The sequence below is a fragment of the Phocaeicola sp. RTP21359st1_B8_RTP21360_211022 genome (assembly GCF_040911965.1).
GTDB lineage: Bacteria > Bacteroidota > Bacteroidia > Bacteroidales > Bacteroidaceae > Phocaeicola > Phocaeicola vulgatus.
Genome location: NZ_JBDFXP010000004.1, coordinates 140,875 through 160,332, shown reverse-complemented (window position 1 = coordinate 160,332; position 19,458 = coordinate 140,875). Strand labels below are relative to the sequence as shown.

Annotated in this window: 14 protein-coding genes and 2 riboswitches; of the genes, 7 read left to right on the top strand and 7 right to left on the bottom strand. The window is 42.5% G+C overall.

Features of this window, described 5'->3' with window-relative positions; genetic code table 11:
* The first annotated feature begins 89 nt into the window (after positions 1–89).
* Positions 90–303: riboswitch (cobalamin riboswitch) on the top strand.
* 61 nt (positions 304–364) lie between these two features.
* Together AB5062_RS03265 and AB5062_RS03260 are read left to right on the top strand one after the other, a co-directional pair.
* Positions 365–2,884 (top strand): ribonucleoside-diphosphate reductase subunit alpha, encoded by a 2,520-nt coding sequence (locus tag AB5062_RS03265; protein WP_117616101.1) that lies wholly within the window; start codon positions 365–367, stop codon positions 2,882–2,884.
* Positions 2,885–3,046: 162 nt separating this feature from the next.
* Complete coding sequence (locus AB5062_RS03260) at positions 3,047–4,096, top strand: ribonucleotide-diphosphate reductase subunit beta (RefSeq protein WP_016271293.1); 1,050 nt, start codon at positions 3,047–3,049, stop codon at positions 4,094–4,096.
* 90 nt (positions 4,097–4,186) lie between these two features.
* On the opposite strand, the gene metF is transcribed toward AB5062_RS03260, so the two are convergent.
* From metF to AB5062_RS03245, 3 genes are all read right to left on the bottom strand, one after another.
* A complete protein-coding gene (metF, locus tag AB5062_RS03255) occupies positions 4,187–5,140 on the bottom strand; it encodes a methylenetetrahydrofolate reductase [NAD(P)H] (protein ID WP_005846514.1) in 954 nt (317 codons plus the stop codon).
* Positions 5,141–5,436: 296 nt separating this feature from the next.
* The gene (locus tag AB5062_RS03250; protein ID WP_005846516.1) at positions 5,437–7,740 is read right to left on the bottom strand and encodes a TonB-dependent receptor; all 2,304 of its coding nucleotides are present in this window, start codon (positions 7,738–7,740) and stop codon (positions 5,437–5,439) included.
* Positions 7,741–7,848: 108 nt separating this feature from the next.
* Complete coding sequence (locus AB5062_RS03245) at positions 7,849–8,229, bottom strand: hypothetical protein (protein ID WP_005853300.1); 381 nt, start codon at positions 8,227–8,229, stop codon at positions 7,849–7,851.
* 181 nt (positions 8,230–8,410) lie between these two features.
* A riboswitch (cobalamin riboswitch) is annotated at positions 8,411–8,614 on the top strand.
* 53 nt (positions 8,615–8,667) lie between these two features.
* Between AB5062_RS03245 and AB5062_RS03240 the strand changes: the two genes are divergently transcribed.
* Positions 8,668–10,845, top strand: coding sequence for a TonB-dependent receptor (locus tag AB5062_RS03240; protein WP_012055542.1), 2,178 nt, complete (start codon positions 8,668–8,670; stop codon positions 10,843–10,845).
* Positions 10,846–10,858: 13 nt separating this feature from the next.
* Positions 10,859–12,016, top strand: coding sequence for an ABC transporter substrate-binding protein (locus AB5062_RS03235; RefSeq protein WP_115648731.1), 1,158 nt, complete (start codon positions 10,859–10,861; stop codon positions 12,014–12,016).
* A 107-nt stretch (positions 12,017–12,123) separates the two neighbouring features.
* On the opposite strand, the gene AB5062_RS03230 is transcribed toward AB5062_RS03235, so the two are convergent.
* The 3 genes from AB5062_RS03230 to AB5062_RS03220 form a co-directional block, all read right to left on the bottom strand.
* Positions 12,124–13,884, bottom strand: a complete 1,761-nt coding sequence (locus AB5062_RS03230; protein WP_032944258.1) for a 1-deoxy-D-xylulose-5-phosphate synthase — start codon at positions 13,882–13,884, stop codon at positions 12,124–12,126.
* 186 nt (positions 13,885–14,070) lie between these two features.
* Positions 14,071–14,958, bottom strand: a complete 888-nt coding sequence (locus tag AB5062_RS03225) for an AraC family transcriptional regulator (RefSeq protein ID WP_005853293.1) — start codon at positions 14,956–14,958, stop codon at positions 14,071–14,073.
* A 31-nt stretch (positions 14,959–14,989) separates the two neighbouring features.
* A complete protein-coding gene (locus AB5062_RS03220; RefSeq protein WP_005853290.1) occupies positions 14,990–15,898 on the bottom strand; it encodes an AraC family transcriptional regulator in 909 nt (302 codons plus the stop codon).
* 670 nt (positions 15,899–16,568) lie between these two features.
* On the opposite strand from AB5062_RS03220, the gene AB5062_RS03215 reads away from it, so the two are divergent.
* Both AB5062_RS03215 and AB5062_RS03210 read left to right on the top strand, forming a co-directional pair.
* Positions 16,569–17,369, top strand: a complete 801-nt coding sequence (locus AB5062_RS03215) for a GNAT family N-acetyltransferase (RefSeq protein WP_008668696.1) — start codon at positions 16,569–16,571, stop codon at positions 17,367–17,369.
* Positions 17,370–17,515: 146 nt separating this feature from the next.
* On the top strand, positions 17,516–18,619 hold the full coding sequence (locus tag AB5062_RS03210) for a YhcG family protein (protein ID WP_008668694.1): 1,104 nt from the start codon (positions 17,516–17,518) through the stop codon (positions 18,617–18,619).
* Here AB5062_RS03210 and AB5062_RS03205 read toward each other — a convergent pair.
* On the bottom strand, positions 18,611–18,784 hold the full coding sequence (locus AB5062_RS03205; RefSeq protein ID WP_016270485.1) for a hypothetical protein: 174 nt from the start codon (positions 18,782–18,784) through the stop codon (positions 18,611–18,613). The genes AB5062_RS03210 and AB5062_RS03205 overlap by 9 nt on opposite strands.
* Positions 18,785–18,920: 136 nt before the next feature.
* Between AB5062_RS03205 and AB5062_RS03200 the strand changes: the two genes are divergently transcribed.
* Complete coding sequence (locus tag AB5062_RS03200) at positions 18,921–19,457, top strand: flavodoxin (RefSeq protein ID WP_005853289.1); 537 nt, start codon at positions 18,921–18,923, stop codon at positions 19,455–19,457.
* The last annotated feature ends 1 nt before the right edge of the window (position 19,458 follow it).

Sequence of the window (19,458 nt, the reverse complement as noted above, 5' to 3'; positions counted from 1 at the left end):
CTTGTCCAAAATGTTTAATACCATCCAACTTTTATAAATCATTTCTGATTTTTAAACTAACTCAATGCTGTAATAATTCCAATTTCCATTATCTTTGTTCCCGAATCGGTTCCGAATAGATGTCCTCTATCCGGATTAAAAGGGAATCGGGTGTAAATCCCGGACAGTCCCGCTGCTGTGAAACTCCGATAAAATTTCCGATACGTACCTATTGCCACTGCCTGACTCCACATAACGAGAACGCGGGAAGGCATCGGAAATGAGGAGCCAGTCAGAAGACCTGCCATTCATCAAAGGCCGTTTCTACTCGTGGGGTTAGGGAAGCGGTACGAAAATATACAATAATTCATACCAACAGCATCTCATGCAAATAATTAAAAGGAATGGGACAACAGAATCCTACGACAGGGAAAAAATAGCCGTTGCCATACGGAAAAGTTTTATCAGTACCCAAAAAGAAATAACAGATGAAGCTGTCTACACCATAGTAGATGAAGTGGAACAATTTCTGCATCAAAACGAAGCAAATCGTAGTGTAGAACGCATTCAGGACGAAGTGGAACGTAGCTTGATGGAACATGGCTTTTACGCAGAAGCCAAAAACTATATACTTTACCGTTGGCAGCGCACAGAAAGAAGAAAAGTCCTCAGTCAAATCATTACCGGAACCGGTGATGATACTATAGCAAATATACTGAAAGAGATACAAAAAGACTTCTCCGGGAAGGAATATAGTCTAACCTTTCTCGCAGAGAAATTCACAAGTTTCTGTAAACCGGATATGACATCCGGGGAACGGTTGGCGGCACTTGTCAAAGCGGCTGTAGAACTGACAACACAAGAAACTCCCGACTGGGAATTCATTGCAGCGCGTCTGCTGAATTTCCGATTGACAAAGAAACTGACCGAACAGGCGGAAGCTGCCGGCATCTTTTCATTTTATGATAAATTACGCTACCTCACCGACGAGGGCTTGTATGGTAATTATATCTTGGCCTCCTATACTCCACAGGAGATAGAAACGGCAGCCGGCTTCATGTGTCCCGAACGTGACAAGCTTTTCAATTATTCAGGACTGGATCTGCTTGCCAAACGTTATCTGATCCGTACCCGTTCACACGAACCTATAGAGTCTGTGCAGGAAATGTATTTAGGGATTGCCCTTCATCTCGCTATGCCCGAAAAACAGAACAGACTGCAATGGGTAAAAAAGTTCTATGATATATTAAGTCGTCTGGAAGTCACAATGGCCACTCCTACCCTGGCAAATGCCCGAAAACCTTATCACCAGTTATCCAGTTGCTTCATTGATACAGTGCCCGATAGTCTGGAAGGCATTTACCGCAGCTTAGACAATTTTGCGATGGTAAGCAAATTTGGAGGAGGAATGGGAATGTACTTTGGCAAAGTTCGTGCCGCAGGTGGAAACATACGCGGATTCAAAGGTGTGGCCGGAGGTGTAATCCGATGGATGAAACTGGTGAATGACACTGCTGTAGCCGTTGACCAGTTAGGTATGCGTCAGGGAGCCGTAGCCGTCTATCTGGATGTATGGCACAAAGACTTGCCTGAGTTTCTGCAACTCCGGACCAATAATGGAGATGACCGGATGAAAGCGCACGACATCTTCCCCGCCGTATGCTATCCGGACTTATTCTGGCGTATGGCGAAACGGGATTTAAACCAGCAATGGCATTTATTCTGCCCCAATGAAATAATAACCGTCAAAGGATACTGTCTGGAAGACTACTACGGAGAGGAATGGGAACAAAGATACATGGATTGCGTAAATGACTCCCGACTCTCCAAGCGCAGCATGAGCATCAAAGATATCGTCAGACTGATACTGCGTTCGGCTGTAGAAACAGGTACTCCCTTTACATTCAATCGTGACACCGTGAACCGTGCCAATCCCAATGCGCACCGGGGAATCATTTATTGCTCCAATCTTTGCACGGAAATAGCACAAAACATGTCCTCCATTGAAACAGTTTCTACAGAGATATGTACGGAAGATGGTGATACAGTGGTAGTCAAAACAATCCGGCCCGGAGACTTTGTGGTATGTAATCTTGCCAGCCTTTCATTAGGACATTTGCCCTTGGAGGATGAAAAACAAATGAAAGAAAAGGTGGCAACTGTAGTACGGGCATTGGATAATGTGATTGAACTGAACTTTTATCCGATTCCTTTTGCTCAGATTACCAATCATCGCTACCGCAGTATCGGCTTGGGAGTCAGCGGCTATCATCATGCTCTTGCTGTTCGCGGCATTCGTTGGGAAAGCGAGGAACATCTCAGTTTTATGGATAAAGTTTTCGAACGTATCAACTATGCTGCCATAGCAGCAAGTAGCGAACTGGCAAAAGAAAAAGGGGCCTATCATTATTTTGAAGGCAGCGACTGGCAGACCGGAGCTTATTTTATAAAACGGGGTTACAATTCGCCAGAATGGAAAGCATTGGCTGTAAAGGTTTCCACACAAGGAATGAGAAATGCCTATCTTCTTGCCATTGCCCCCACCAGCAGCACCAGTATCATTGCCGGAACCACTGCCGGAACAGATCCGGTAATGAAACGTTTCTTCTTGGAAGAAAAGAAAGGAGCCATGCTGCCACGTGTTGCACCGGCATTGTCCGATAAGACCTATTGGATATATAAAAGTGCTTATCTGACAGATCAGACATGGAGTATCCGTGCCGCAGGGATCCGGCAGTTACATATAGACCAGGCGCAAAGTCTGAATCTATACATTACCAATGAATTTACCCTGAGACAAGTATTAAACCTGTATTTGCTGGCATGGGAATGTGGCGTAAAAACAGTATATTATGTCCGCAGCAAATCATTGGAAGTAGAAGAATGTGAAAGCTGTGCTTCCTGATCTTTTCGTAAACACTCCAGTACTGAATTGTCATGCTAAAACATTTCTTGTAGGGGCACCATGCTTGCGCCCCTACAAGAAATGAATAACAAATTTATTTTTAATATACAGCCTTGAGTTAGCAGTAAAACAAGAAGACAGAATATAAAACAACAATAAATCATGAATACAATAAAATTAAAAAAGAATGCCCTTTTCAATCCTGAGGGAGATACCGACCTCCGTCACAGAAGAATGATTGGAGGAAACACCACCAATTTGAATGATTTCAATAATATGCGCTACAAATGGGTTAGTGACTGGTATCGTCAGGCCATGAATAATTTTTGGATTCCCGAAGAAATCAATCTCACCCAAGACACCAAGGATTATCCTCACCTGGACCAGGCAGAACGCACCGCCTATGATAAAATCCTGAGTTTTTTAGTGTTCCTTGATTCTTTACAAAGCAATAATCTGCCCACCATCAGCGAATACATCACAGCCAATGAAGTTAATCTATGCCTCCATATCCAAGCCTTTCAGGAATGTGTACACAGCCAAAGCTACAGTTACATGCTGGATTCTATCTGTAGCCCCGAAAAGCGTAACGAGATCCTTTACCAATGGAAGACAGACGGACACCTGCTGAAAAGAAATACCTTTATAGGCAATTGCTATAACGAATTCCAGGAAAGTCAGGATGGATTCACATTGATGAAAACCCTTATCGCCAACTATATATTGGAAGGAATCTATTTCTATAGCGGATTCATGTTTTTCTATAACTTGAGCCGTAATGGAAAAATGTCAGGTTCCGCACAAGAAATCCGATATATCAATCGAGATGAAAACACGCATCTGTGGTTATTCCGCAACATTATTCTGGAATTAAAGAAAGAGAAACCGGATTTATTCACTCCCGATAAAGTAAAAATATATGAATACATGATGCGTGAGGGGGTCAAGCAGGAAATAGAATGGGGACAATATGTAATAGGAGACAATATACAGGGACTCAACCGGAAAATGATAGAAGATTATATTCAATATTTAGGCAATCTCCGTTGGAGTAGTTTAGGTTTTGGCCCTCTGTACGAAGAAAACCATAAAGAGCCGGAAAGCATGCACTGGGTATCTCAATATTCCAATGCCAATATGGTAAAGACTGATTTTTTTGAAGCAAAGAGTACGGCTTATGCCAAAAGCACAGCTTTGGAAGATGACTTATAACCCATTTACAAAATAATTTTGCTCCGCATCTTAAACCGTTAAGATACGGAGCAATAAATGACCTGACAGAAACATTTCCATTAAAGACTATCAATAAACAGCTGTCGCCACCTCTTTCACATTATCCACCGCACCCACTGTATAAAAATGTATCCCCGGAACCCCATATGCTATCAGCTCCCGGCATTGATTGATACACCACTCTATGCCTAATGCACGCGCTTCTTTATCATCCTTGCATTTCATTGCTTCCACAACCAATTCCTGTGGTAAATCCACATTGAATGTTTTAGGAATAACACTGAGTTGTGATAGCTTGGAAAAAGGTTTGATGCCCGGTACGATAGGAACATTAATCCCCTCTTTTCTTGCACGCTCCACAAAGTCAACGTATTTTCGGTTATCATAAAACATTTGTGTCACTACATAATCGGCTCCGGCTTCCACTTTCTTTTTTAACCAATATAAATCTTGTTCCATGTTGGGAGATTCCTCATGCTTCTCCGGATAGCCTGCCACCCCATAACGAAAAGGAGTTAAAGGAGCCTGAATCGGCGTTCCATCAATAAATTTGCCTTCATTAAAAGCATTGATCTGCTCTTCCAACTCCAAAGCATGGGCATAACCATCTTTCTCGGGAACAAAAGAAGATTCATCTTTTGCCTTGTCACCCCGGAGTACCAACAGATTAGTAATACCTAAGAATTGCAAATCAAGCAATATATATTCCGTATCTTCACGCGAGAAACCACTGCACAAAATATGCGGTACAACAGTAATATCATATTTATTATGTATAGCCGCAGCCACCGCTACCGTACCCGGACGCCGCCGATAACGATTACGTTCATATAAACCACCCCCCAACTCGCGATACACATATTCGCTGCGATGAGTGGTAATATTGACATAAAGAGGATCAAACTCCCGTAATGTATCTATTGTAGCATATAGTTTTTCAATTCCAGTACCTTTCAACGGTGGAAGAACCTCGAAAGAAAATGCTGTTTTCTTTTCCTTATTTATCAACTCAGCAATACCCATCTTTTTTGACCTTTTTACTTATTAATTCCGATAAATCCATATAACAGACAGCTATATAGAAGATTTATCTTTATATTAATCACATTTCAGATTTATTTCTTCACAAAGATAGGAATAGCAGATTTTACATCCAATAAATCATTTTATTTTAGATAATTATTCTAAATAAAGAGTATCAAAAGAATTATTATCTAAAATAACCTGTTCGAAAGTCCTATAACAGGTTATTTATTCTATGACGCAAATTGCCGGGAGAGGGCGGACAGCGCTCCTCTCCCGGCAATAATATATACAAATTAAAAACTCAATTTCACTCCGGCAAAGTAAGAACGCGGCATACCCGGTCCATAAATGTAACCGGAATCACGTTTTGCCCCCCGGTCAAAGTCACTTTGATACGCATTAAAGATATTATGTACTCCAGCATTGACCTGCATGGTTATGCCTTTATACAAATTGAAATCATAACCGGCTTTCAGATTCAATTCAAAGAAATCAGGTGTATTCACAGCAATGTCCTTATCAATAAAACCTGCTTTATGTTCTACCATCATACTACCGGTATAAGTACCGGATAATGCAATAGTCATCGGTACGAAAGGGTTGTATGACAAAGTGAAATATCCATAAGTATTCGGAGTACGGAACATTTTTTTCTCCATCGGAACCGTTTCATCATCACTCCATGCACGTGCCTGCTTGTATTCGGCCTTCTGCATGGTAACGCCGGCCTGCAATTGAAGTAAGGAACGGTAAGCAATCTTTCCTTCCAAAGTCAAACCATATACCTTAGCTCCTTTCTCGTTATACCGTTCATTGATAATAATACCGTCACGCTCTCCTTTCTGACGTAAGGCAAATACGTCTGAAAGCGAAGTATAAAAACCTTCTATAAGCAAGTTTCCCTGAAAATCTCCCCAACGATGATACAAATCTCCCGATATACTCAGACTTTGTGATTTTTCTTCTGTCAAGTCTTTTGCCAGTTCAATCATAGACACAGTTCCACCTACATTTTCTATATGCAAATCTTCATCAAAGGCCTGAGGTGCGCGGAATCCGAAAGAATAGCTGGCACGCAGGTTCATATTTTCGGTCGGATTGTAACGAAGATTAGCACGCGGACTGAAGATTACATGATCCACCATATTATGTTTATCCAAACGCCCTCCAAGTAAAAAGCTCCACTGCTTGTTCTTCCATTCATTCTGGAAAAATGCACTGGCTATACGGACTTCTTGTTTGGTATAACGGTTATACCCCCACATATCATCCGTCAAGTTATCCTGATTATATTCCAGTCCTCCGGTAAAATCGGCAGGCATAAAGAAACATTTATCAAAACTATAGATATACTGCGATCCTGTGACCCAGGTAAAATCCGTGGTCGCGCCATACGCATTCACATCTTGTCCTCCACCATAATAACTGTCGCGTCCTGTATGCTGTGCAGAAGCATATACACTCAGCCGCTGTTTCTCATCCGGAGAGAAATAATCAAATTTTGCTCCCCCGCTATTGATAGTATGCTGCAATTGTTCGGCTATATCCGCTTCATGGGGAGGTCGGTTCAGTTTATTCCCGCCACGACGGAACTCACTGAGATGATGATATTCAAAAGTCAGTTTTGAATATGTACTTGTTTTGATAAAAGAACGAAAACCGACTGTCTGATTTTTCAGTTTTGGCAATTCGGTGTAGCCATCGCCATCATTGTCATAACCGCTTCTTTCTCTGTTCTGTCCAAAAATATACAATCCTGCCTTATGATTATCAGTCACTAACGAAGCATTCAGTGTCGTATTATTATCCCAAGAAGAAGTACCGCCTATGCCTGTCAGAGTATGTGTCAACTGCCCTGAGTTCCGTACAGGCTCCTTGGTGATTATATTAATGGTTCCCGCAATGGCTGAAGAACCGAACAAAGCCGAACCTCCTCCGCGCATCACCTCTACACGCTCAATCATATTGGCAGGTATCTGTTCCAATCCATATACACCGGCCAAGGCACTGAATATAGGACGCGAGTCAATCAATATCTGCGTATAAGGGCCATCCAACCCATTGATACGTACTTGCTGGAAACCACAGTTCTGACAATTATTCTCGACCCGCACTCCGGGCTGAAAATTCAGTCCTTGCGACAATGTGGAGGAATTAGTGTTCTCAAACACTTTCACATCCATCACATTAACCAACGTAGGTGCCATGCGGCGGGTGGTCTCACTACGATTGGCAGACACCACCACTCCGTCCAATGCTATCAAATCCTCTTCTATCTCGAAGTTCTCCTCCAAAGTTTTCCCTTTTCTTAAAGTTACTTTCCGGCTGACCGTCTTGTAACCGACAGCACTTACCTCCATGGTAAATTCTCCTTCAGGCAGATTTTTAAGAAAATAGTGTCCACTGGCGTCAGTCATAGTCCCTATGGTAGTTCCTTTCAGCGATACGCTGATAAAAGAAAGATGCTCTTCCGTATTCTTATCCAATACATGACCTATGATATTGGCATCGGACTTATTCAATTCATTGGCGTGCACAGCCGATGATGAGAGTAGAAAACACACTGCTCCCATCAAGAAAAATATATATTTCTTCATGTGTTGTTATTCTGTTTATTAATAAATAAAAGGATAGCAGTCAGAAGAATGAATCCGCGAACAGATAATGTAACGGAAAATCACTCCACCAACATAAAAATATACTATTTAACAAACAGCGGGAGGCGCGCGCAAATAAATGCCACAACCGGTTCGTATCAGTTTGATGCGTTCTACAGCCGGCACAGCCAGCAAACACAGCAATACCCAAAAGACCGTTGTGGAAGACGGAGTGAACAAACTACCGGAAGCAGCAAAAGAAGAAAGGAAAAAGATAGTTTCCAATTCCACTTCTGTATGTTGATGCTCCCCTTTAAACGGATGCGAGTGTACGATAATCACCCCATTTACCACATGCGAGTGAGTAAAAAGGGTAATACCTCCCAAATAGGCAATAAATATCAGTGGAAGGAAAAGCTTTAGAATATGAATCAAATGCTTCTTCATCGTAACGGGGGCAAAGATAGAACTATTTCCAATAGCAGTCAATACCTATTAATAGTAGTTATGGATTTAAAACCGAAAACAAGCCTCTTATCATGCCAAAGAAAATGCCCATTCGTCCTTAGTTGTCCCTTCCTTATATATTAAGAAGCCTATAAATCAGTATCAAACATCACAAAATGTTTCTTTTATTTTCAGAATCCCAAAAGATTTTAAAATAAAACCCTACCTTTGCATCAGATTTGGTGATGTAAGTACTTTCCGTATTTGCATAAAAGGGAATTCGGTCATAGAATCCGAAGCAGTGCCCGCTACTGTGAAACCCGTCAATGAAAAGCAACTCTCGCCATGCCACTGTTTCCTTTGTAAGAAATGGGAAGGCGCTTTTCAGGGTGAAGCCAGGAAACCTGCCAGGTCTGAACATAGATAATTCACGCTTTCCCGGGGCCAGGAAAGCTAATTATTAATTCTTAAATTATTTCGATGAAAAAGAAATGTTTACTGACAGCCTTATTCGGCTGCATGGTGGTGTGTGCGTCCGCCCAGATATCGTTAAGTGGAAAAGTAGTGGATGCCCGTACAGGAAAGCCGGTGGAAGGCGCTAACGTACGTTTGGAACAAACTACAATAGGATGTGCTACCAATCCTAAAGGAGAATTTTTGTTGAAAGACATCAAAGAGGGAACGTATACCCTGCGTACCAGTTGCCTGAATTATGCTCCTGTCACTCAGAAAGTCAGTCAAAGTCAAAAAGAAATGGTGATAAGGCTGAAAAGTACCACTTTCAACATGGATCAGGTAGTGGTAACCGGAACCGGAACTCACCACAAGCTGAAAGACAGCCCTGTACCCGTAGAGGTCATTTCCCAACGTGATCTGCAAAATGCCAATCCATCCAGTTTCCAGGATGCCTTGGTGAAACTGGTTCCCTCTATCTCGGTGCAAACCACCGCTATGGGAACAACCCTATACGTAAACGGACTGCCTGATAAATACCTCCTCGTATTAATTAACGGTAAAAAAGTAGCCGGAGATATTTCGGGATCTATAGATTACGACCGGATCAATATGGATGCCGTAAAACGTATTGAAGTATTAAAAGGAGCATCTTCCGCCCTTTATGGCAGTGACGCCATCGCAGGAGTAATCAATATCATTACCGATGATCCTAAATCTGCATTGAATGTATCTTCCAATACCCGTGTAAGTTCTCACGGACGAATTTCAGAATCAGTCAACGCAGACGCCAATGATGGAAAATTATCCGCACACTTGAACTATAATTACCGCACTTCGGATGGATGGCAACTGAATCCGTATGAGGAAAGCAAGGGAGAACTGGTGGAAACCACAAAGAAACCGGTCTATAAGAATCATTCGCATAATGTGAGCCAAACCTTGAGCTACGCAGCCACAGAGCGTTTAAGCCTTCATTTGAACGGTAATCTTTTTATCAGCGAGAACGACCGTACCGGAGCCTACGATTACAACAACCGGCATCAGTCCTATACAGTGGGTGGAACAGCCAAATATCTGTTGGCTAAGCGGGCTTCATATATAGAAGGGAATATAAGCACCACCAATTTCCGTTCTTTTTATGACTATATAAATGATGCAAAAACGCATAAAACCGGTGACGAAGTCCTCAGTAAAGACCAGACTTACACCAATGCCAATCTAAAAGGTGTATTCAAAACCCACAAGAACAATACACTTTTTACCGGACTGGACTATGTATTCGAAGGCTTGGAGCCGACTGAAACCAGCAAGATGCTGAATAATGAATACCAAAGTGTTTATACACTGGCAGCATACGTACAGGACGAAGTAAAACTACTGGATGCAATCAGCGTAGTGGCAGGTATACGGTATGCCTATAATGAAAAGTTTAAAAGCCAGTTCACGCCCAAACTATCCTTGATGTACCAATATTCAGAACTGAATGTACGTGCATCCTACGCTGCCGGATTCCGTTCACCTACCTTGCAACAAATGTATGCCGTTTCTGAAAGCCGTGGACAAATCACGGTCGGAGACCCTGGCCTGGACCCGGAAAAGAGCAATTTCTATAATTTGAATATAGAATACAATCATCGTTTGTTCTCCATTGCCGCGTCCATTTATCAGAATGACCTGAAAGACAAGATTGAAGCGGAAGATATAGGAACAACGCCCGAAGATATTGAAAACGGCATCACTCGCAGACGCCAGTACCGCAATATAGAAAAGGCACGTGTGAAAGGCTTTGACATAGGTTTTTCAGTCCGTCCCTTCACAGGCTTCATGTTCGGAGCAAACTATATTTACACGGACGGGCGCAACCGTACGGAAGACATCCGTTTGGAAAGAACAGTACGTCACTCGGGTAATTTCAATGCCAGCTGGCGAAAAACATGGAACGATTATACATTCAATATTGCAATCAACGGACGCTATCAAGGTACACGCTGGTCTAAAACTTACGGCAACGCCCCCGCCCACCAGCTTTGGGATATCAACACACGCCATTCATTCAATTTAAAATCTGTTGCTCTGGAACCCGCCGTCGGAGTTGAAAACATTTTCAATTACACAGATGACCGTCCTTATAACAGTAATTATGCAACTCTGACACCGGGACGCTCGTTCTATGTCAGTCTGCTGGTTCGTTTCAAGCAATAAAACTATTTTTAGCATGACCTCTAAAACCAGACTTGTCTATCTGCTCATAACAACTTTCTGCCTGGCAGGTTGCGGCTATAAAAGCCGCAACCCGGTGAGTAAAAACGGGCTACCTTCCGCAGATACCATACAAACAGCCCTGGCCCCCCGTTATGCCAAAGGCTTCAAGATAACTGTTCGTCCGGATGGAGTAAAGCTTCTGTCCATCTCGGAGCCGAACAATAACCATGCAATACCCGAACTTTTCGCCTTAGTTCCTAAAGGAACAAAAGCCGAGATACCCGATGGCTATACCGTTATTCCGACTCCGACAGACAGAGTGATCTGCATGACCACGCCGCAACTGGCAGGTTTTACCGGTCTGAACGCTTATGACAAAGTGGTAGCGACAAGTACCACCCGCCGGATGCAGAATAAGGAATGGCTTGCCCGATTAAAAGACGGACGGGTGAAAAAGATAGGAATGGAAGGAAACTTTGATACGGAAATCATCATTGCATCCCAACCCGATATCATTTTCGTATCTCCCAACCGCCGGGGAGGGTATGAAGTGATGAAAGAGCTGAACATCCCTCTGGTCCCCTATTGGGCTTTCAAGGAAACATCACCATTGGGGCTGTCCGAATGGATCAAGGTAGCAGGTATGTTTATCGGTAAAGAGGAAGAGGCATGCCAATTATTTGCACAAATGGAACAACGCTATAACCTGTTGAAAGCCAAAGTTTCCAATGTAAAACAGCGTCCCAGTGTATTCAGTGGAGAAATGAGAAGAGATACCTGGTATGTACCCGGAGGACAAAGTTTCTATGCCCGCTTGTTCGCCGACGCAGGGGCCGATTACTTTATGAAGGATAATAGTGAAACAGGAGGTGTACTCATGGATTTTGAAACCGTATACGCCAAAGGATATAATGCCGGCTACTGGAGAGTGATGAATGGTTATAAAGGAGAATTCTCTTATGAAGCATTAAAAGCTTCCAATCCACAATATGCTGATTTCCGGGCTTTTAAAGAAAAGAAGGTTATTTATTGCAATCTGGAATGGATACCTTTGTATGAGAATCTTCCCCTCTCACCCGATGTTCTTCTGAGTGACATGATAAAAGCTTTTCACCCGGAACTACTTCCCGATTATCATCCTGTGTTTTATTCGCTTCTGGAAAAAGAATAAGTATTCCAGTTCTCATGCTTATGATAACAAACAGTTTTAATCCGGCTTATCTATTTCACTATTACAAAAATGGCTGAAGTCTCGGACTTCAGCCATTCCGTAAAAGGTTATTCCAATATACCGGCAATATCCTCCGCCATCTGCTTGTCAGTCAACCGGTTGGTTTTCATCAGCTCATCCAGATTATAGCGGTCTGCAAATTCTTTACGAAGTCCGTAATTCAGCACCCGCATTTCAGAATTACCATAATAACGCGCTATCTTCTCGCCGAATCCTCCATCCAGCACCCCGTCTTCCAACGTTACGACAATACGATGCCCCACTTTCAACTCTTCCAGCATCGGTTCGTCAAGCCCTGTTATGTAACGGGGATTAATCAAAGTAGCCTCAACACCCGACTCTTCCCGAAGCTTATTCTTCAAAGCCTGTCCCAAATCATAGAAAGAACCCAATGCAAGAATAGCGACAGTTTCTCCCCTGGCTGTCATTTTGTAGCGGTTTAACTCGCTATAATCCGTGTCAAACTCTTCCTTACGATGCACCACTGCCACTCCCGGCACACGGATGGCAACGGGATATTCCGTCTGGCGGACAGCCCATTCCAACATAGCAAAATACTCTTCGGAACACGTAGGAGCCAGATAAACCATATTCGGGATATTGCTGATAAGCGGAATATCGAAGAAACCCAGATGAGTCACATCGTTCATTCCGGCTACTGTCCCCATAAACACAGTGATCACCGCCGGATTTCCATTGATACACAAATCCTGAGACAACTGGTCATAGCAACGCTGGATAAAAGTACTGTAAACCCCGTACACCGGACGTCCGCCACCGGCAGCGATACCCGATGCCAATGCCACGGCATGTTCCTCGGCAATACCTACATCCACAAACTGACGCCCTGCCTGTTTCCGGCGTTCAGGAGTAAAACCTATCACAGTAGGAGTACCCGAACTGATGGCAACAACCGTGTGGTCCTCCTTCATCTTCTCCAACAAAAACTTCCCGGTCAGGCTATGGTAATCCTCCATACCGCTGCAATCCACCTTCGGCTTACCCGTTTCCAGATCGAAAGGCATCTCCCAATGAAATTCCTCCCGGTCGGCTTCTGCCGGAGCGTATCCCTTTCCTTTCTGTGTGTGAATATGAACCACTGTGGGACGTGATGTATCTTTCACCTTGGCAAAAGCCGCAACCAAAGACGGAATATCATTCCCCTCTCCCACATAAAGATAATCCAACCCCAGAGAACGGAAGAAATTACAGGACGACCGTCCCTCCGTGTCGCGCAGTTCTTTCAGGTTCTGATAGAGCCCGCCGTGGTTTTCGGCAATGGACATTTCATTATCATTAACCACTATAATAAGGTTGGTTCCCATTTCTCCCGCATTGCTCAGACCTTCATAAGCTTCTCCGCCGCTGAGCGATCCATCCCCTATCACGGCTATGATATTCTCGTGTCCGCCTTTCAGATCTCTGGCTTTGGCAAGACCGCAAGCCAGACTGACAGAGGTGGAAGTATGGCCGATAGTGAAAAAATCGTGCCCGCTTTCCCGGGGATTGGTGTATCCGGACACCACATCATAATCCTCCGGATTCAGGAAAGCACCCTTACGCCCGGTCAGCATCTTATGTGTATAACTTTGATGGGATACATCATATACCATCTTATCCGTCGGTGAATTGAATACATAGTGCAATGCTATTGTAGCCTCCACCATTCCCAGATTAGGTCCCACATGTCCTCCGTGAGCACTTAACTTGGTCAATAATGCATTGCGGATTTCACCTGCCAACTGTCTTAACTGTTCCGCAGAAAACTGTTTTATGTCTTGCGGAGAATTTACTTGTTCAATATACATCGTTCTACCTGTTTAAATGATTTCATCTGTTGTCTTGCTTCATTCCGATGCGGACAAAGCCGCTTTCATTTCACAATGCAAAGATAAGCCAGACCCCATTCATTCTTTGTAGATAAATTACAGATAGAATTACCATTTTTACAGAAGGGAACTGTATCACAAAAACATGGTACTGCAACCCGGTTATCAATTCTGCGAGAGCCGGTAATCACTGGGGGCGACACCTGTTATTTTCTTGAAAAGCACACTGAAGCACTGCACATTAGGATAGCCTAACTTCCGTGCCACAGCAGCAGGCGTATGACCGTCCTGCAACAACATGTGCCTGGCTATATCCAGCCGCTTCAGTTGCAAATATTCCTCCAAAGTCTTGCCGGTTTCAAACTTCAGCAGATCATCGAAGTAAGCGACAGACAAATCAAGCTCTCCCGCCATATAGCCGGATGTGGGCAACTTGCCGCCTTGCAATCTTCCGGATGCGATATATTCCACAAACAAACGTTCCATGTTTTCCAAAAGAGCCTTGTTCTTATTCTCACGGGTAATAAACTGGCGTTCGTAATACCGGGTGCAATAATCCAACAGAAGTTCTATATGCCGGGAAAGAATAATACTGCTATGAGTATCAATGGGATGATGCAACTCATCCTCTATATTCGAGAGGCAACACGTCACTTTCTCTGTTTCACGCCGCGAAAGATGCAGCGCTTCTTCCTTGCGATAATGGAAAAAGGTATAATTTTTAATATGATTCTTCAGTGAGGTGCGGAACAACAGGTCAGGATGAAATGCCAAAAGATATCCTTTATCCGGCAACGTATTCTCCTTACTCATACGAAAGATCTCGCCGGGAGTGAGAAACACCATGGTAGCATTGGAGTAATCATAGTATTTCCGTCCGCAGCAGCAACAACCGCCCGGACAATCCTCAATCAGCAAGACAGCATAGAATTCAAACTTCACCGCATCCTCTTCCAATGAAGGATTCTCCAGATTGATGATGCCCACCTGCGGATGCAATGTCTTGCAACCCAGACAGCGGTTACATTCATATACAGTCCTCAAGTCCAACATAGTCTCTTGCATTGCTTGTTACGACAGAATACTATAAAAGAAGGTTTTGTGCCCGATATTCATTCGGTGTACAGCCCACACGCTTCTTGAACAACCGGCAGAAATGCTGCGGATATTGAAATCCCAGTGAATAGGCTACCCTGCTGACGGTTTCTCTCCTGTCGGACATCCGTTCCTTTGCCAGTTCTATCACTTTTTCCTGAATATATTCCTGTGGAGTCTTGCCGGTTTCCTTCTTGAACATATCCCCGAAGTAGTTGGATGAAAGGCACAGTTTGTCAGCAAAGTATTTCACGGTAGGTAATCCGTCACGCTCGGCAAGTTCGCCCTCAAAATAATCGTCAAGCAACCCTTCAAAGCGTGTCAACACATCACGGTTCGAATGACTGCGGGTGGCGAACTGACGTTCATAAAAACGCATACAGTAATTAAGAAGCAGTTCTATATAGTTTACCAGCAAGGTCTTACTGTGCTTGTCCACCCCCCGTTCCAGTTCCATACGGATAATCTTCAGGCAATCTGTCATAATATTGCGCTCATCTTCCGAAAGGTGCAGCGCCTCGCTCACTTCATACGAAAAGAAGGTATATTTCTTTATTGTTTTTCCAAGCGTGGTCCCCCGTAACAAATCCGGATGAAAAAGAATGCCAAGCACATTCAACTGCACACGGTCGGTGGTCAATGTGGTTTCCGTTGTTTGTCCCGGAGCAAAACATACCACGGTTCCCTCCTGATAGTCATAACTCCGACGCCCGTATTTGATATCACAAGCTTTCTCCAATTTCAGATAAAGTGCATAAACGCCATAGTTCCAGTGCACATAGTCCATCTGCCGGGTAGCCTTGTTCAAATCAATGACACTGACCAACGGATTCAGTGTTTCAAGTCCGTATAGACTGTTATATTGGTCCACACTGTCTAAATTTAATATCTTATCCATCATTCTAACTTGTTTAATGTCTGCTAAAATACAGCTTTTTCAGTTATTTGAAATATTCCGGTCACAAAAATAAGAAGTTATCCGGACAAGGTTATAACCTCAATTACGGATTATCTTACCTTAGTTACCGAATCTTATCCCATCCGGGAATAAAAAGAAGAGCCGGAATGTTCCTGCCGGGCTACCCACTCCATATATATGGCAGCACATTCATACACTTGTTGAGCTAAAAGGACATTGCTTTTTCGATGACGATGTGGCAGGAACAAATTGATGCTAATCATCAATCAAAAAAATGTATCCGATTGGTTCAGGGAGCTGTTTAGCAAACTCTATCAAAGGATACAACTGAAAGAGGTGCAGAAAAGGAGCAAAGGTTTTAGCCTGTAAAGAAAGGTATTTTGCTGAAATACAGTAAAAAGTGCAATTCACAATGAATGATATACTGTACCTTTTGCTATATTTGCATATAATCCATTTAATATTAAAAGAATGAATGCGGATTTTGATTATTTAGAAATAAACCGGGGAACAACAGGGTAGATATCCATCTGAAATCTGACTTTTAAATATAGGATAAAACATTAAAGTAATCATATTCTGATGGTCTATTCCATAATAGCTACAAAATAAGAAAGACTGAAAAGAATTTACCATAAATATAATAGATATGAAAACAGACTTTACAATCAGGGAAGCTCAACAGACGGATACTATTGCGCTAAAAGAATTATTTCAAAACACTGTTCTTGCGGTAAATAGCAAGGATTATTCGCAGGCAGAAGTTGAGGATTGGGCATCCTGCGGAGATGACCTTTCTAACATTGAAGAGATGATAAAGACCCACTATTTTATTGTAGCTGTTAATCAACAGTCACAAATCGTTGGTTTTTCATCTATTACGTCTCAAGGCTATTTACATTCTATGTTTGTTCACAAGGACTTTCAAGGTAAAGGTATTGCTACGATGCTTTTGGAAGAAATAGAACGATATGCAATTACAGCCGGAATTATGCGGATTACATCCGAAGTGAGCTTGACTGCTCGCCCTTTCTTTGAAAAAAAAGGTTATATAGTAAAGGAAGAACAAAAGCGCAAAGCGAATCAGCTTTCTCTCACTAACTTTTGGATGGCAAGGGAAATGGCTAAAATCAAGCCTTATAATGGTCGTATTCCTGCTTGTGGTGTCTTTTGTGGGGGATGCCCCATATATACGAGAGAAAAAAGAGCTTGCAGAGGAGCCGAGTTAAATCATTCTCGTTGTGAAAAATGCAAAACATTTCATTTATGTTGTTTTGGGAAAAAGATAACACATTGTTTCCAATGCAGCAACTTCCCATGTACCAGATTTAAAGGATTTGCCAAACGTTGGCAAAAGCATGGACAGGATTTTATTGAAAATCAAAAACTGTTAAGTGAGATAGGTGAAGTGGCGTTTTTGGAGTATTATAATAAAAAGGTTACAGATTAAGTCAAGTTCGTTTTGGATATATAGACAAAGGAACAAACTAAACTTATTTATACTGACAGCAAAATATGTGCTGGCGAAAAGAAAACAAAGTTTTGTCGTTTCGCCAGCATTATTTTTGTACTTTTGTCACATATAACAAAATACAAATGGATATAAATCAGAATTATAGAGAAGCTGTAAAGAGCATAAAAGAAGCTATCCTACGCAGCCAGTACCGTGCAGCCGCATCGGTGAACAAGGAACAGCTATCTCTTTATTACGGCATCGGACGTTATGTGTCGGAAAATTCCCGTACTGGCTTTTGGGGAAAAGGTGCAATTGAACAGATATCTTCCCTATTGCAAAAAGAATTGCCGGGGCTAAGGGGATTTTCAGCTTCGAATATAAAGAACATGCGAATATTTTATGAAGCATGGGAATCTGTTTTAAATCGCCAGCCACTGGCTGACGATTTAGTATTGGATGAAAAATTACTTCTTGTAGAAATTCGCCAGCCACTGGCTGATGAATTTAACTGGTCAGACTTCCTTTCAATCGGCTTTAGTCATCATACTGAAATAATATCCAAAGCTAAGACTTTGGAAGCAAGGCTGTTCTATATACATGAGTGCGCCACTCGCTATTGGAGTAAATACACTTTAAGGGATTACTTAAAAACAGACCTGTACAGCCATCGGGGCACTTTTCCTAACAATTTCGCACAAGCATTGCCTGATACCAAGCAAGCTCTAAAAGCTGTTTGCTCATTCAAAGATGAATACTTGCTTGATTTCATTAATGTGGAGGAACTGAATGAACAGGAGGAGGATTTAGACGAAAAGATAGTAGAAAAGGCGATTGTTGCCAATGTGAAGAAGTTTATCATGACCTTCGGACAAGATTTCAGTTTTATAGGCAATCAGTATCGTATGGAGGTTGCAGGAGAAGAAATGTTTATTGATTTGCTCTTTTTCAATCGGGAGCTTAATTCCTTGGTCGCAGTCGAACTGAAATCCGGAAAATTCCGCACATCTTATTTGGGACAACTGAATACTTATCTATCTGCTTTAGACACATATATCCGGAAGCCGCATGAAAACCCTTCTATCGGAATAATCCTTTGCAGGGAAATGAATCAAACCTTTGTAGAGTTTGCCGTTCGTGATTATAACAAGCCGATGGGGGTTGCTACTTACCATGCATCTAAAGACATGCCGGAACGGCTTCGTAACGCTTTGCCGGACATTGAGGATTTGAGAAAGCTATTGTAAAGCAAAAGCCTTATTTCTTTTTCGGACAGGTAATCGCCTTTTATTACCTTTACATAAGAAACCCGCCACCAAGCTAATTTCTTCGTTTTTTGTTACGATTTTGTCACCTGCCGTTAGTAATAGACTGATTTCTTCTTTGATAATCAGCTTGATATCCTGATCCATATATTATATATGGCAGAATCAGTAATTAAGGTCAGGATACCCGTAATTTATCTACAAAGAACTCAAGCAAATATACCTAAATTTGCAACATCATAAAATATTAAAACGTATATTTGAACCAAATAACATAAATCGTATGAAAAGACTCGGATTATTTATGACGGTAATCATGATACTGTGTATTACCGTAAACGCACAGAAACAGAGCAACAGAACATTAGTAGCTTACTTCTCGGCGACAGGTACAACAGAGAAAGCCGCCAAACAGATAGCGGAGGTGACAGGCGGAGCCCTCTACGAAATACAACCTGCAAAGAAATATACCTCCGCCGACCTGGACTGGCACGACAAATCCTCGCGCAGCAGTGTGGAAATGGCAGATGCCTCGTCACGTCCCGCATTGCGTTCCCAGCCCCAAAACTTGGCAGCCTATGATACCATCTATATCGGTTTCCCCATTTGGTGGAACCTGGCTCCAAGAATCATCAACAGTTTTATAGAAAAAGGTGATTTCACAGGCAAGATCCTCATTCCATTCGCTACCTCGGGTGGAAGCCGCATTTCTAACGCCGAACAAGAATTAAAGAAAGCCTACCCCAGCCTGAACTGGCAGAAAGGCAGGCTGATGAACGGTGCTACCAAAGAAGAGATTAAACAATGGACTAAAAAATAAA

Bases quoted from the DNA above. Each gene is read 5' to 3' on its own strand.
- AB5062_RS03265 (WP_117616101.1), top strand. From the start codon at position 365: ATGCAAATAATTAAAAGGAATGGGACAACAGAATCCTACGACAGGGAA.
- AB5062_RS03260 (WP_016271293.1), top strand. From the start codon at position 3,047: ATGAATACAATAAAATTAAAAAAGAATGCCCTTTTCAATCCTGAGGGA.
- metF (WP_005846514.1), bottom strand. From the start codon at position 5,140: ATGGGTATTGCTGAGTTGATAAATAAGGAAAAGAAAACAGCATTTTCT.
- AB5062_RS03250 (WP_005846516.1), bottom strand. From the start codon at position 7,740: ATGAAGAAATATATATTTTTCTTGATGGGAGCAGTGTGTTTTCTACTC.
- AB5062_RS03240 (WP_012055542.1), top strand. From the start codon at position 8,668: ATGAAAAAGAAATGTTTACTGACAGCCTTATTCGGCTGCATGGTGGTG.
- AB5062_RS03235 (WP_115648731.1), top strand. From the start codon at position 10,859: ATGACCTCTAAAACCAGACTTGTCTATCTGCTCATAACAACTTTCTGC.
- AB5062_RS03230 (WP_032944258.1), bottom strand. From the start codon at position 13,884: ATGTATATTGAACAAGTAAATTCTCCGCAAGACATAAAACAGTTTTCT.
- AB5062_RS03225 (WP_005853293.1), bottom strand. From the start codon at position 14,958: ATGTTGGACTTGAGGACTGTATATGAATGTAACCGCTGTCTGGGTTGC.
- AB5062_RS03220 (WP_005853290.1), bottom strand. From the start codon at position 15,898: ATGGATAAGATATTAAATTTAGACAGTGTGGACCAATATAACAGTCTA.
- AB5062_RS03215 (WP_008668696.1), top strand. From the start codon at position 16,569: ATGAAAACAGACTTTACAATCAGGGAAGCTCAACAGACGGATACTATT.
- AB5062_RS03210 (WP_008668694.1), top strand. From the start codon at position 17,516: ATGGATATAAATCAGAATTATAGAGAAGCTGTAAAGAGCATAAAAGAA.
- AB5062_RS03205 (WP_016270485.1), bottom strand. From the start codon at position 18,784: ATGGATCAGGATATCAAGCTGATTATCAAAGAAGAAATCAGTCTATTA.
- AB5062_RS03200 (WP_005853289.1), top strand. From the start codon at position 18,921: ATGAAAAGACTCGGATTATTTATGACGGTAATCATGATACTGTGTATT.